The sequence below is a fragment of the Psychrobacter sp. M4 genome, from assembly GCF_055699795.1.
On record NZ_CM146740.1, the window covers coordinates 1311894 to 1325470 of the forward strand.

The following is a 13577-nucleotide window of genomic DNA, read 5'->3' on the forward strand; positions in this document are numbered from 1 at the left end:
GGCAATCATAAGACAAGGAGAAAAAGATGGATATTAAGGCCCCCGACTTAGGTGTTGAAAGCGCTGAAGTTAGTGAAATAATGGTAGAAGTTGGTGATGTCATTGCTAAAGACGACAACATTATCTTGTTAGAATCTGATAAAGCCTCAGTTGAGGTACCCAGCTCAGCTGCTGGTAAGATCACCAAAATCAACGTGGCCGTCGGTGATGAGGTAAAAGAAGGTACGGTACTTCTTGAACTCGATAGCGACGATAACAGTGATGAAGCTGATAGCGATGAGGATAAGGCTACAGCTAGTGAGCAATCAAGTTCTGACGAAGAAGTGAAAGAGGAGTCTGAAGCTGACAAAGAAGAAGCTGAGGATAAAGATCAAGCTAAAGTGAGTAAGTCGAGTGCTGACTCTGCGCCCAAAGCTGGTAAAGCGACTACCCATGCGCTACCAGACTTAGGCGTTGATGAAGCGCAAGTGGCTGAGATTATGGTTAGTGTTGGTGACACAGTTAGCGCTGATCAATCAATTATGTTGGTTGAATCTGATAAAGCCTCCGTTGAGGTGCCTGCGCCAGAAGCCGGTACCATTGAGAAAATCTTAGTTGAAGCTGGCGATACCGTTGCAAATGGTCAGGACTTTGTGGTTATCGTTGGCAGCGGCGCAGATACAGCTGACGACGATCAATCGCAACCTGATGACACTGAGGCTACTGAAACGCAAACTCAAGACGAGCAAACCCAAGACAGCAAAGATAAAAAAGCAGGATCGCAAACGACCGGTGAGCCTAAACAAGCACCGGTTGAGTCGTCTAGTACTGCTAGTAGTCAATCGCAACCCACGACTAACAATAAACTGACAGAAGACGAAGTCAATAAAAAGCTAACTGAGGTTTATGCAGGACCTGCGGTGCGTAAACTTGCTCGTCAATTGGGTGTCGATATTACCCAGGTCAATGGCTCAGCGCTTAATGATCGTATCTTAAAAGAGGATCTGTTTGCTCATGTTAAAGATCGCATGACGACTGGGACAACTGGGCAAGCCGCTCCAGCTGGTGGCAGTGTAGGTTCGGGTCTGCCAACTCTGCCTGACATGAATAACGTTGAGATTTGGGGTGAAACCGAGGTACAAGACTTAAGCCGCTTGCAAAAAGTGTCCATCCCGCAGCTTAACTTAAATACTTATCTACCACAGGTCACCCAGTTTGATATGGCGGATATTACTGATACTGAAAAGCTACGCGGTGAGCTCAAAGGCGGTATGAAAGCCGAAGGCATTGGCCTGACTATTTTGGCTTTTATCGTCAAAGCGACGGCTTATGCTTTGACTCAGCATCCTCGTTTTAACAGTCATTTAAATGATGATAATACGCAAGTTATCTTACGCAAAACGGTGAATATGGGTATTGCCGTGGCTACCGATGACGGTCTAATCGTACCCGTCATTAAAGATGCACAAGATAAAGGTATCAAGCAGATTGCTATCGAGATTGGCGAGCTGGCAGCAAAAGCGCGCGATAAAAAGCTAGGCACTAAAGATTTGCAGGGCGCAAGCTTTACTATCTCAAGTCAAGGTAATCTCGGTGGTACTGCCTTTACGCCGCTGGTAAACTGGCCGCAAGTGGGTATCTTAGGAGCTTCTGAGGCGACCATACAGCCGCACTGGAATAAAGACAAGCAAAGCTTTGAGCCGCGCCTCATGTTGCCTTTGTCATTGTCTTATGATCATAGGGTTATTAATGGTGCTGATGCTGCTGTATTTACGCGCTATGTGGCAAGCTTGCTTGCTGATCCACGCCGTATTTTGCTCTAAATATTCGGCTTTGGATCAAAAATACTGGCTGTAAACTGACCCCCATAAGTTGGATAAATTTATGGGGGTTAATTTATGGAGTAGGCATAAAAAAGCCAATAGTGATATTGGCTTTTTCTCGTAGCAACTTTAAGTTAGGTTATAGCTCATCTATATTAGAAGCTTTTGACAAAAGCGACACCGTATACCCAAGGGCTAATATCAACTTCACCGATATCATCACCGTTTAAGCTGGCATCTGTTTTAATGTCCATGTAGCGTGCATCAATACGGAAAGCATCACGTGGAGAGAAAGGAATATCAAGACCGATGTGGCCAGCAACGCCAACACTATCGTCAAGCTCTAAATCATTACCATTACCAAGGTAGATTCTTTCTTTAAAAAACGTAGTATAGTTAACACCAACACCCACGAAAGGCTTCACATTCATAGGCATATTGTAACCATCGAAGTGATACTGTAGTGATAGCGTAGGGGGAAGATGTTGAGTCTTAGCATCTACTTCAGCACCATCAGCTGTCGTTAAGGTAATATCATGATGAAACGGGATCGCAGCTAACAACTCAATACCGACGTTATCAGCGACGAAGTATTCGCCACTAAGGGTTGGACGAATATCGTCGTCAACATCAACTGACAAGTTACCTAAAGCGGTGGATACATCTCCGTTATCGTTTTTAGGATCAACCATATGGGCGCCAGCAGCGACAGTCCAAGTACCTGCAGGGACAGCAAAAGCAGAGGTCATAGTAAGTGCGACAGCGGTTGCTAAAACTAGGGATTTTAGTTTCATCAAGTAATTCCTTAATATAATAAATGGTGAAAATTAAATATTTAGTAAAAAGTGGCACTAAATATCTATAATTATAGTTACTTTTGTGAAATAATTTGTAACTCATTTATATATTGTAGTATATATTCTTTATCAATGGTAGTAAATTAGATACTGATCAGTAATATAAATAGCGTAATGCTTAAAACAGAACAATGACGTTAGCATCATATAATTTAAGCATTTTTTGCAAAAAATGTAGGCTATTGATTCAATACTAAAAATTATTATAACTAGCGAAGATATTGAGGTAAATATATCATAGAAGAGGTTTACCAGATACTGTGTATAAATATAGGATCAATATAAAGGATTATCATGACGGGCTATTGCAGTAATTCACCTATGCGCTGCGCCAATGCACGTTCTATGCACTTACTCAACCAAGCTGACAATTATTGTCCTAAATGCGGACTGTCGCTAGTATCTTCGGCAAGCTTAAGTAAAAGCTCCCGCACGGAGTTACGCTTTTTGCATTCTAGCCTTGGCATCGTGGTGCTGTTACTATTGGCTTTAATCTACATCTCTTACGCAAATTTTGTATAATAACTCCCACTCTCAAATGTTTTAAGTGATAAGACCGTGCTGCTTCTGGCGCTCTTAAAGCTTATTGCAATCATTTAACCACGGTGTTATACCGCATAGGGACGGCATGCTATTCCAATCTATACGGCGCCTGCGTCACTTTGTTTATAATATTCTACAAAACGATGCTCACGATACCTTGTTTAGTCGTTGTGTTGATTACTTTCTAATTTTCTTAATTATGACCAACGTCGCTGCAGTCATTGCTGAGTCAGTTGATCAATGGTATTACCCTTACCAAGAATATTTCACCCTGTTTGAAAACTTCTCTATTGTGGTGTTTTCTATCGAGTATTTGCTACGGTTATGGAGTGTGGCTGAGGCGAAACCAGATGATACTATCTGGCGGCAGCGCTGGGAGTGGTTAAAGAGTCCATCAGCCTTAATTGATCTGGTGGCTATCGTACCAGCCTTCTTAAACTTCTTTGTCAGTATTGATCTGCGTTTTCTGCGTATTTTACGGCTGTTTAGAATCTTAAAGCTCACGCGTTATTTTGCTTCCTTACGCATTCTACTGGTGGTTATCAGCAAAGAAAAAGGCTCGTTTCAAGCGGTGATTTTTATTTTAATCATCATGATTGTGACCGCATCGAGTGGTATTTATTTAGTAGAGAACCATGCGCAGCCAGAGGAGTTTGAGTCGATACCCAAGGCCATGTGGTGGGCGGTCGTTACCCTTACAACCGTGGGTTACGGTGACGTGACGCCAATCACTACCGCCGGTAAAATATTGGGCGCGGTTATTACTATACTAGGTGTGGGTTTGGCGGCATTGCCTGCGGGTATTTTGGCTACAGGTTTGGCTAATGAGCTTGAACAGCGCCGCGACGAGATTGAGCAAGGTTTTCGAGAACAGCTAGTCGATGGCGACTTTGATTTGGTACAAAATCAGGCTATGATCGATAAAATTCGCCGCGAGCTGGGACTTGACAAAGAGCAGGCGCAAGATATCGTGCTACAAGTACTGCGCGAGCAAGAGCTTGCACGCCGTGAAAAAGAGGTGCGCAAAAAGAATTTTTGTCCGCACTGCGGTGAGCCGTTAGACTAGGATGTTAATAGCAAAAGGCGCTAGATAGATTATCTACCTAGCGCCTTTTTTATGCCCAATAAGACGGTTAAATTAGCTTTGCATTACTGTTTGTGAGAGGGGCAGAGTGCGCGCTAATTCGTGCGCCACCTGCTGAGCCGCCTTTTGTAAGTCGGTATCGGGCAGTGGCAGGTTTTGCAGCGTCAGATACCAATCATCAATCTCGCGGCGTAGGCTTGCTACCCAAATCGCATTACAATCGCGCGGTAATTGCTTTAAATTGACCTCAAAAGCGCGGTTGCCTTCATCATCACTCAGATGCACCTCACCAGCAACTACTTTGCCAAAAGGCTGTCCATAATACGAGCTGGCAAGTAAACCGATCTGGGTAATATGTGCTGGTATCTTATCTAAATATAAGCGAATTTGTTCTTGATCTAGCGGCGCTAGATACATGGCCTCATTGCCCCGATCTTTACCGTTAAGGCTATCGCCTTGGTGGCATACTGACTCAGCCTTGTCACGCAACTTTTTAAACCATACTATATCCTGAATTGTGCAGCTATCATCGTATAGGACGCAAGCGATGTCGATATCAATGGTGCCTTGATTTTTCTTTAGACGTTGTAGCTTACTTTTTTTATCGGGCTCGGGCGGTGTAAAATCAAAATTTAACGCAAAAAATAATGTTCTGGCAGTAAGACCAAGAGCAATCAAGCTATCTGAGAGTAGCGGTGCAGGGGTTGAAGTTGGCATGGTAGTCCTTTTCATTATTTTAAATTTGTTAGTTTTATATAAGGTTTATGATCAAGATCGGCTCTTTTTATAGGTCTTTTTATCTATTTATCATTGCTGTTTTTATTTGACACTACGTCATACAGTAATGAAGGTTTGGCTGCTAACAAACCAGTGCCAAAACCGCGTAGCCACCAGACCAGCTGTGAAGTCAAATTTACCGTTGCTTTAACTGTCATGGTATCATCATCGTTGATAGTAACGGTTTGATCCTCGCTAAGCTTACTCTCTGTCAGGCTCTTACCTGCCCTCTGGGTAAATTTTAGCTCGATTGGCGTATCTTTGCCATGATCCGGCAATTGACTTAGTAGAGGATGAGTGAATCCCATGCTACCAGCATCCAGATAACTGTCTAAGTGGAAGTCATCAGGTGTCTGTGCAGGACTATCGAGAATCTCAACGCTTGCAAAGCGGTGCAGCGCAAAGGTACGAATAATAGCTTCTGGGTCGTCAGTACGGGTGGCGAGCAAGTAGATAATAACCCCGCGCTGGATAATAGCGATTGGGTTTAACGTATATTCGCTAGCTTCTGATTTATTGCTGCGCGTATAGCAGGCTTTGATTTGAAGCTGATAAAACAGAGCATGATAAATATTGTCTTTACTATCCAAGTCAATATGCGGCGCGATCAAAGGCTGGGTTGCCGTCTCAATACGCACCCGATCAATCCACGAATGAGTGACCTTGCTGTTTTTTAGTTGTCGGCGCGCCAGATCAAACCATGGGAAGAGCTCATCTAAAATAGCTGGCGGTAATAGCTGAGTCAGATTGGCCTCCACCATGTTAAACGCAACGGCTTGAGATAAATTCATATGCGGCAGACTTTGTAACGGCGCATCATCGCGCCAGCGCCAACCTTGCGGATTGGCATTGTTTTTTTCGATAGGGAAGCGTTTGGCTAAAGCGTTTAGATCCCTTTGTACGGTACGTAGACTGATATCAAAACCTGCTAGTTGTAGCTGCTCATAGATATGAGTGGTACCTACCCAGCGGTTGCGCTGCAGCTGTGAGAGTACTTGCCACTGACGCGCTGTTGTCGCCGCACCGTGACGACTGGCTGCGCTCTCGCTAGCTTCGGTCTTGGGGTTGTCGGCTTTCGTTTTATTATCTAATGCAGATGATGATTCGCTATCAGCCTGCTGACTTTTAGCATCAGGGTTATCTATTGTTTGTACAGTCATGCAAAAATAACCTATATAAGTAAATCAATTTATCAGAAACACTTTAATTTTTACTATTTTATCATCGCAGAAAACAACGATGACGTCTAGGAGTGATCGTTTTTCTGCTTTGCTATAGTATTTTACAGGTGTTTTATTCAGCGACTTAGTCTTTTTTGTTCTTACCTTTTTGCTTGCCCTTTGTCTTGTTCTTACCTTTGTTTTTCGACTGTTTTTCATCGGCTTCAATGCTGTCTTGATGATCATCCCACGAGGCTAAGCGGCGTAGAACCTTGCCAAATAGAGTATCTTTATGATACAGCTTCTTTTTGTTCAGCGTGTCGACAGGTAGACCAGTCATTAAAGTCAAAGCTTCGCTCAAAGTACGCACGCCATAAATATGAAATTTATTAGATTCGACTGCCTCAATAATATCGTCGCGCAGCATAAGCTGCTTGACATTAGCTATGGGGATAACTACGCCTTGCTCCCCAGTGAGCTCTTGCTCGCGGCACGCATCAAAAAAACCGGCGATTTTGGCATTGATACCGCCAACCGCTTGCACTTCACCCAGCTGATTCATAGAACCGGTAATGGCAAGGGCTTGATTGATAGGGGCATCAGCTAAAGCGGACAATAGCGCGCAGGCTTCGCTAACTGTAGCACTATCGCCATCAATGTGCGCGTAGCTTTGTTCAAAAGCTAAAGAGGCACTAAAGTTGAGCGCATGGTGCTCGCTAAATAAAGCGCGCAAGTAGCTAGTCATAATCAACATACCCTTAGCGTGCAGGCTGCCACCTAGATCAACATCGCGCTCTATATCTAAGATATCACCAGCGCCCGTATTGGGCTGAATCACAGCAGTAAGGCGCGCGGGCATACCAAACTCGCTATCAGCGTAGCTGACGACGGTAAGGGCATTGACTTGGCCGACAGCAACGCCTTGGGTATTAATCAATTGCTGACCGTTTTTGAGCTCATCCCAGTACAGATCGCGCAAGTACCCTGAGCGCTCATCCATATCATTAATGGCTTGGGTGACGTGCGTGGCATCAACGATACTTTCACCATCGAGCCGGGCATGACGATTAGACTCATGCAGCAGTTTAATCAAGCGATCACTATGCAAACTTAACCGGTCTTGATCTTCAGCTTGTAAGCTTAAATGCTCAAGCAAAGCCGCTTGTGCACTATTATCGAAAGGATAAAGGCTAGCATAATCAATAATATCAGCCATTTTGGCAACCAGCGCTAACTCATGAGTGCTGGTACGTGTCACATCATCGTGAAAATCAGCTCGAATTTTAAACACCGCATCAAACTCAGGTTCAAGCTCTAAAAGCTCATAGTATAAATCCGCCTCCCCAAGCAAAATCACCTTGACATCAAGGTCGATAGGCGCAGGCGCTAGCGATAAACTACCAGTTAAGGTTAGCATTTGCTCAAGACTGGATAGCTTAATTTTACGAGATTGCAGCGCGCGTTTTAGGCCCTGCCAGGCATAAGGATGCTCGAGGACATGGCTGGCCTCTAACAATAAATAACCGCCATTAGCACGGTGGAGCGCGCCGGCACGAATCATACTGACATCGGTAGTCACTGTGCCAAGTTGGGTAATTTGTTCAACATGGCCGAGCAGATTAAGATGCGTGGGCAAATCTTCAAATACTACAGGGGCACCGCTTTTAGGGGCATGACTAACTAAGACGTTGACAGCGTAGCGGCTTGGCGTGGTTGTTAGTATGGCGGTGACAAACTCATCATCATCACCGTTGACGATACGCTCGACGTGCGCGATCATATCATCAAGCATTGCTTGCAAATAAGTGGTTACCGCTGGTAGCTTAGCAAACTGCTCTTTAATAGGTTTAAATAAAGGCTGTAGTGTGCGCTTAGCAATATCACGATGCAGGGTTTCTATCGCATCGTTAGCATCGTCTTCTAATTGCTCTAATACAATGGTCAACTGGTTAAAGCGCTTTTGCATGTGGTTTTTTTGGGTAAAACGGTTGTTTTCGCTCACAGATTTAGCGGGCTCACCAGGATTTATAGCAGCATTTACCGTCTCGTTATTCTTATTAGTCTCGTTTTTATCTTGTAGCAGCTGGCTTGGGTGCACAAAAACCGCTTTGTTATCAAAGGGACGAAAAGTGAGCGCTAAATCGTACTGTTTACCCTCGGCATTTAGCTCATCGTAAGCATCGCTTTCTTGTTGATGTGCTACGTTTTTGATGGCCTCAATTTTGCTTTGATAAGAGTCGCTACGAAAGCGCTGGCTCAGTCGTCTTTTGGCCTGTATCCATAATTCATTGATTTGCTGCTGCAATAATAAACCTTGTCCCGCGGGCATATTTAAGGCTATGGGCGTACGCGGATCGGTAAAGTTGTGCACATAAACCCAATCATCAGGTGTTGGTGCCTCGGTAGCAATACGCTGCAACAGACGGCTGATAACAGTACGCTTACCAAGCCCGTTTTCTCCAGCGGCGAATACATGGTAGCCACTGGCTTTTATATCAAGCGCTGTATGCAAAGCTTTGAGAGCTCGTGCTTGACCAAAGCCGACGTCTAAACTGGGTGCAGTGCGAGTGTCGATAGGTAAATGGCTGGTATCAGTGTAGCGTTTTAATTGATCAGCACTAATAAGACAACGCTGAGCGGTCGTTGTAAATATAGGATGAGGTTTTAAAGTAGCTTGTTCATTGGCAGCTTGTTTATTATTTTTATGTCGATCATAGTTATCTGTCTGTATATCGCTGTGATCAGAGGCGACATTCGTACCCAAAGTAGAATGGGAGCATACAGTCGGATTTGAAGTTCCGATAAAAGTTGATGGTTGTTCGGTCATAGGCGTATAGTCGATCGTTTTGATAAAAAGTTTAAGACATTAAAAGTCGTAGAGAACCAACAAATATAGTTAAGGTACTGTAAAACAAGTACAGTGTCGCTGGTATAAAGGTGTGCTAGTTTTAGTTAGGATTGACTATAGCACATAAGATTAAGAGAATGGTTTAGCTGAAGTATAAAGAAAAATAATGTCCCAATGATACTAAAGTAGAGACCTCAATGATATTAAAGTAGAGATGCAGTGCCAATATAGTCAGGGTCAGCATAGATAGTATAAGATGCTAAAGATTGGCGCAATCTGCAACTATTCAATCAGTAGACTGCATGATAATATAGACGGTTCACAAACCAAAACTGGATAACTCGTTGTATGTCTGCTTCTGCTAATTCGTCTGCTAACTCTTCTATTAATGGTTCTGCCGCTAGCATGGATGATTCCAATCACATGAGCATTATAGATCCTACAGGGTTTACAAAAATTACTGCGCAGCTGCCTATGTTAGCTGATATTTTAAAAGAGGCATCACAGACATTGGGTCTTTCTTTGACTGCTAAACAACAGCGTGCATTATTATTATACTTAGACCAGCTTTTATTGTGGAATAAAGCGTATAATCTGACCGCCATTACTGATCCGATCGAGGCGCTGATCAAACACGTGCTCGATTGCTTGGCTATTATACCGCATTTACCGTCAGGATCACTGCTTGATATCGGTACTGGCGCAGGACTGCCAGCAGTTATTATTGCAATTTGTCAGCCTGAGCGTCATTGCACCGCACTCGATAGCAATCAGAAAAAAATACGTTTTATCAGGCAAATTAGTAGCCAGCTTGGTTTGGACAACGTAGAGCCTATTGCTGTCCGTATTGAGGCGCATGAGGGCAGCTACGAGGTCGTAACCTCAAGAGCTTTTGCTAGCTTGACAGATTTTGTAGCCGTAGCGCAGCCGTGTTTAATAGATGATGGTCGTTTGTGTGCTATGAAAGGTAAAGCACCTGCGGATGATGAATGGCAGGCGTTAGATCAAAAGTGGCAGATTAACACCATCAAGCTTGACGTGCCACGTTTAGAAGAGAGCCGTCATTTGATTGAATTATCTGCTAAAAATGTCTAAGCTATGAGCACCTTATCTATACCATTAAATAAAAACAGTTAAAATATTAGACCCTAATTAAATTGAGTGAGTGTATGGAAATCATAGCAATTGCGAATCAAAAAGGCGGCGTTGGTAAAACCACGACGGCAGTAAATTTGACCGCCAGCTTGGCGGCCAAACGCAAACATGTACTACTGATTGACTTAGACCCTCAGGGTAATGCGACTAGTGGTACCGGACTTGATAAAAATGAGCTTGCGCTGACGATGGCGGATGTACTACTCGATGGCGTATCCTTATCTGCTGCAACCGTAAGAAGTCCAGCAGGTTTTGACGTTATTGGCGCTAATCGTGAACTGGCAGGTATGGACGTTACGTTGATGGGACAAACTGACAGCCATGAGCTGCTAAAAAAAGCCATGACTGATCTCATAGCTGAGCAAAAAAAGCCTTATGACTATGTCATTATGGACTGTGCCCCTAGTTTAAATTTGCTTACGATTAACGCTTTGGTAGCAACCGATGATGTTATTATTCCTATGCAATGTGAATACTATGCTCTAGAAGGTTTAGCAGACTTATCACAAACCATTGAGCGCTTAACTGAGCTCAACCCTAAGCTGCATATTCGCGGGGTGGTAAGAACTTTATTCGATGCGCGTAACACCCTAGCTCGTGATGTATCAGCTGAATTAGAAGCGTATTTTGGTGATACTATGTATAAAACGCACATTCCAAGAAATGTGCGTTTAGCAGAGGCGCCGGCCCATGGCCTACCTATCATTGCTTATGAGCGATGGTCAAAAGGATCGCGCGCTTATCAAAAACTGGCCGCTGAGGTGATCAAACAAAGCCGCTAGCGATCGATAAACGCTAGCAACGAGTTGAACTGCGAAGTGCTAAGCATTTATTATACTAACTATTGAACACACATTAACAATCATTCAGCTTTTATTTTAGCGTTAGAGGATAGGTAATCATGGCGAAAAAACGAGGATTGGCTGCCAATCGAGGTTTAGATGCCTTGTTAGGATCGATTAAAAAAGAGAAGCAAATTACCGCCTCTGCTTTACAAGACGATACAGCTGCGCCTGATCTTGATGCAAAAGCTGATGCCGAATCTGACGAAACGTCAGCAGTAGCTGCGATAACCCATCCTGTTAAAGCTAGCAGTAAAGCTACTGCCAGTAGTCGAGCCGCGCGTTCTGCGCCTAGTCATACAAAAACAAGTCAAAACGTTAAAAAACACCCTAAAGGTGGCGCTGATAGTCATAGTGCTGAAGATCAAATCAGTTTAGTACAAATTGCGGTAAGCCAGCTGCAAGCGGGCAAATATCAACCGCGCCGTGATATGAGTGAGACGGCATTGGAAGAGCTGGCATCCTCTATTGAGCAGCATGGCGTTATGCAGCCTATCGTTATCCGGCCACTGCTTGCAAACGAAGATAAAAGCACTGCCGAGGTGACTCATGAGATCATCGCAGGTGAGAGGCGCTGGCGGGCCGCAAAGATGGCAGGCAAGTCACTTATTCCGGCTATTGAGCGTGCCTTATCAGATGAGCTGGCAATTGCACTGGCACTGATTGAGAACATTCAACGTGAAGATTTGTCAGTCATTGAACAAGCTGCTGCTCTGCAACGCTTTCATACTGAGTTTGGCATGAGTCATGCAATGATTGCAGATGTCGTTGGCAAAGCGCGCACTACCGTGTCAAATTTACTACGATTAAATCAGCTGCATGATACGGTGAAAGATCATTTGGCGAATAATGCTTTAGATATGGGTCATGCCCGTACGCTACTAGCCCTTTCATCTAAGCAGCAACCTATCATCGCCCAAAAAATAATTGATGGGGGGATGACGGTACGAGAAGCTGAAAAACTGGTCAAATCAATATTGAATCCTGTGCATAAATCTGAATGTAACGAGGCGGCGCAGCCTTATGATGTTGAGCGTTTGACGCAGCGTCTAACTGAAAAATTAGGCGCTGAGGTCAAGCTTAAGCACAAAAAAGATGGTCAGGGTAGCGTAGAGATATTCTTTCATAACCATGATGAGCTCGCCGTCTTAATTGAGCAGTTAGAAGCACAGAAATAGTACAAGATTTAATAGGTATCAATCTTTATAAATACTAAAAATCATACACTTAGTTAGCCTTTGCCTTTGAATTATTTGAACGTCTTATAAGAGAGTAGTTATGTGGGAGTTAGTAAAGGCTGGTGGTTGGCTGATGATGCCTATCGTTGTATGCTCGGTAGTGGCGCTTATTATTATTATTGAGCGTAGTAGTACGCTACAGTTTGATAAGATTGTGCCCAAAAGACTGCGTGAACAGCTAATAACACGTTTGCGTGAGAATGGTGATATTGGCCGTACGCAGCTATTAAATGTTAAGGACAAGACGCCGCTGGGTGATATCTTGGCGACTGGTTTGCTTTATCGACAGTATGGTTTAGATTCTATGACCATGCATATGCAAAACCGCGCCAGCGTGCAGGTACATCGACTAGAAAAAAACATCAATATGCTTGGTACTATAGGAGCAATCGCGCCGCTGCTCGGTTTATTGGGTACGGTACTGGGTATTATCTCTTCGTTTTTGGCGATTACTGATGGCGCTATGCAAGATCCGACATTGCTGGCAGCAGGGGTGTCGCAAGCATTGATCACTACAGCTGCGGGTATGGTCGTTGCTATACCAGCGCTCGTCGCTTATCGTTATTTTCAGCGCCGCATTGTAGATGTCAATGCTAAGTTTGAGACTGAAGCGGGGCTTATGATTCAAGAGCTATATGACTATCAGCTGCTCGCAGATGCGCATTTGCCATCTAAAAGACAGACGCCAGCGCTCAAAAAAAATGCAGTTACAGATGCTGAGTATTTAAGTGATAATTTGGCTGCTGAGACTGGAAGTACAGCGCAAGTGGCGCAAAAAAACATTATTGCAGCGTCTTAGGTCGACAGGGGAATTACTATGCGTTTTAGAAAACCTACTGTTGAGCCGCTTGAGATCAATTTAACGCCGATGATTGATTGTTTGCTATTTTTGATCGTGTTTTTGTTGTTAGCTACTTCCTTTAATCATTTTAGCCGCTTAAATATTATATTGCCTGAAGCTGAGGGCGTGGTCTCTGCCGAGCAAACTAGCAGCATTGAAGTCGCTGTGCAAGAGGATGGTAGTTATCTAGTTAATGGCATTGGCCTTGCTAGTAGTAGTGAAGCTGAGCTGACCAACATGCTCAAGCAAGAGGCAGGAGATAAGCGTGACATGCTATTTGTGATCGCCGCTGACGCCAATGCTACGCATCAATCGGTAGTGCGTGTGATGGACATTGCTGGTAAACTTGGCTTTTTAAATTTAAATATTAGTACGGTGGTACCACTTGGACAGACGCTACCGCAGTAGTTTTTCAGCCGTTCATTATTTT

11 protein-coding genes are annotated in these 13577 nt (G+C 43.9%); 7 read left to right on the forward strand and 4 right to left on the reverse strand.

The genetic code is table 11. From position 1 onward, the window contains the following. Positions 1-26 precede the first annotated feature (26 nt). Positions 27-1802: a 2-oxo acid dehydrogenase subunit E2 gene (locus ACR63N_RS05500; RefSeq protein WP_367111083.1), complete on the forward strand. Its 1776-nt coding sequence runs from the start codon at positions 27-29 to the stop codon at positions 1800-1802. A gap of 155 nt (positions 1803-1957) precedes the next feature. Here the strand turns inward: ACR63N_RS05500 and ACR63N_RS05505 are convergent, their stop codons facing one another. Then, entirely contained in the window at positions 1958-2596 is a 639-nt protein-coding gene (locus tag ACR63N_RS05505) for an OmpW/AlkL family protein (protein ID WP_367103456.1), read from the reverse strand. Positions 2597-3287: 691 nt separating this feature from the next. Here ACR63N_RS05505 and ACR63N_RS05510 point away from each other — a divergent pair. Further along, positions 3288-4268 (forward strand): ion transporter, encoded by a 981-nt coding sequence (locus ACR63N_RS05510; protein WP_367103455.1) that lies wholly within the window; start codon positions 3288-3290, stop codon positions 4266-4268. Positions 4269-4340: 72 nt separating this feature from the next. Here the strand turns inward: ACR63N_RS05510 and ACR63N_RS05515 are convergent, their stop codons facing one another. From ACR63N_RS05515 to ACR63N_RS05525, 3 genes are all read right to left on the reverse strand, one after another. Further along, positions 4341-5003, reverse strand: a complete 663-nt coding sequence (locus ACR63N_RS05515; RefSeq protein ID WP_367111084.1) for a TerD family protein — start codon at positions 5001-5003, stop codon at positions 4341-4343. 83 nt (positions 5004-5086) lie between these two features. Next, positions 5087-6223, reverse strand: a complete 1137-nt coding sequence (locus tag ACR63N_RS05520; protein WP_367103453.1) for a helix-turn-helix transcriptional regulator — start codon at positions 6221-6223, stop codon at positions 5087-5089. Positions 6224-6368: 145 nt separating this feature from the next. Then, positions 6369-9050 (reverse strand): Lon protease family protein, encoded by a 2682-nt coding sequence (locus ACR63N_RS05525; protein ID WP_472782564.1) that lies wholly within the window; start codon positions 9048-9050, stop codon positions 6369-6371. 426 nt (positions 9051-9476) lie between these two features. On the opposite strand from ACR63N_RS05525, the gene rsmG reads away from it, so the two are divergent. From rsmG to ACR63N_RS05550, 5 genes are all read left to right on the forward strand, one after another. Then, positions 9477-10166, forward strand: a complete 690-nt coding sequence (gene rsmG / locus ACR63N_RS05530) for a 16S rRNA (guanine(527)-N(7))-methyltransferase RsmG (protein WP_367108693.1) — start codon at positions 9477-9479, stop codon at positions 10164-10166. A 74-nt stretch (positions 10167-10240) separates the two neighbouring features. Further along, positions 10241-11008, forward strand: a complete 768-nt coding sequence (locus ACR63N_RS05535; protein ID WP_367106079.1) for a ParA family protein — start codon at positions 10241-10243, stop codon at positions 11006-11008. A gap of 119 nt (positions 11009-11127) precedes the next feature. Next, positions 11128-12246: a ParB/RepB/Spo0J family partition protein gene (locus tag ACR63N_RS05540; protein WP_472782565.1), complete on the forward strand. Its 1119-nt coding sequence runs from the start codon at positions 11128-11130 to the stop codon at positions 12244-12246. Positions 12247-12346: 100 nt separating this feature from the next. Next, positions 12347-13105: a MotA/TolQ/ExbB proton channel family protein gene (locus tag ACR63N_RS05545; RefSeq protein ID WP_472782566.1), complete on the forward strand. Its 759-nt coding sequence runs from the start codon at positions 12347-12349 to the stop codon at positions 13103-13105. Between the two features lie 18 nt (positions 13106-13123). Then, a complete protein-coding gene (locus ACR63N_RS05550; protein ID WP_367103448.1) occupies positions 13124-13555 on the forward strand; it encodes an ExbD/TolR family protein in 432 nt (143 codons plus the stop codon). Positions 13556-13577: the final 22 nt, after the last annotated feature.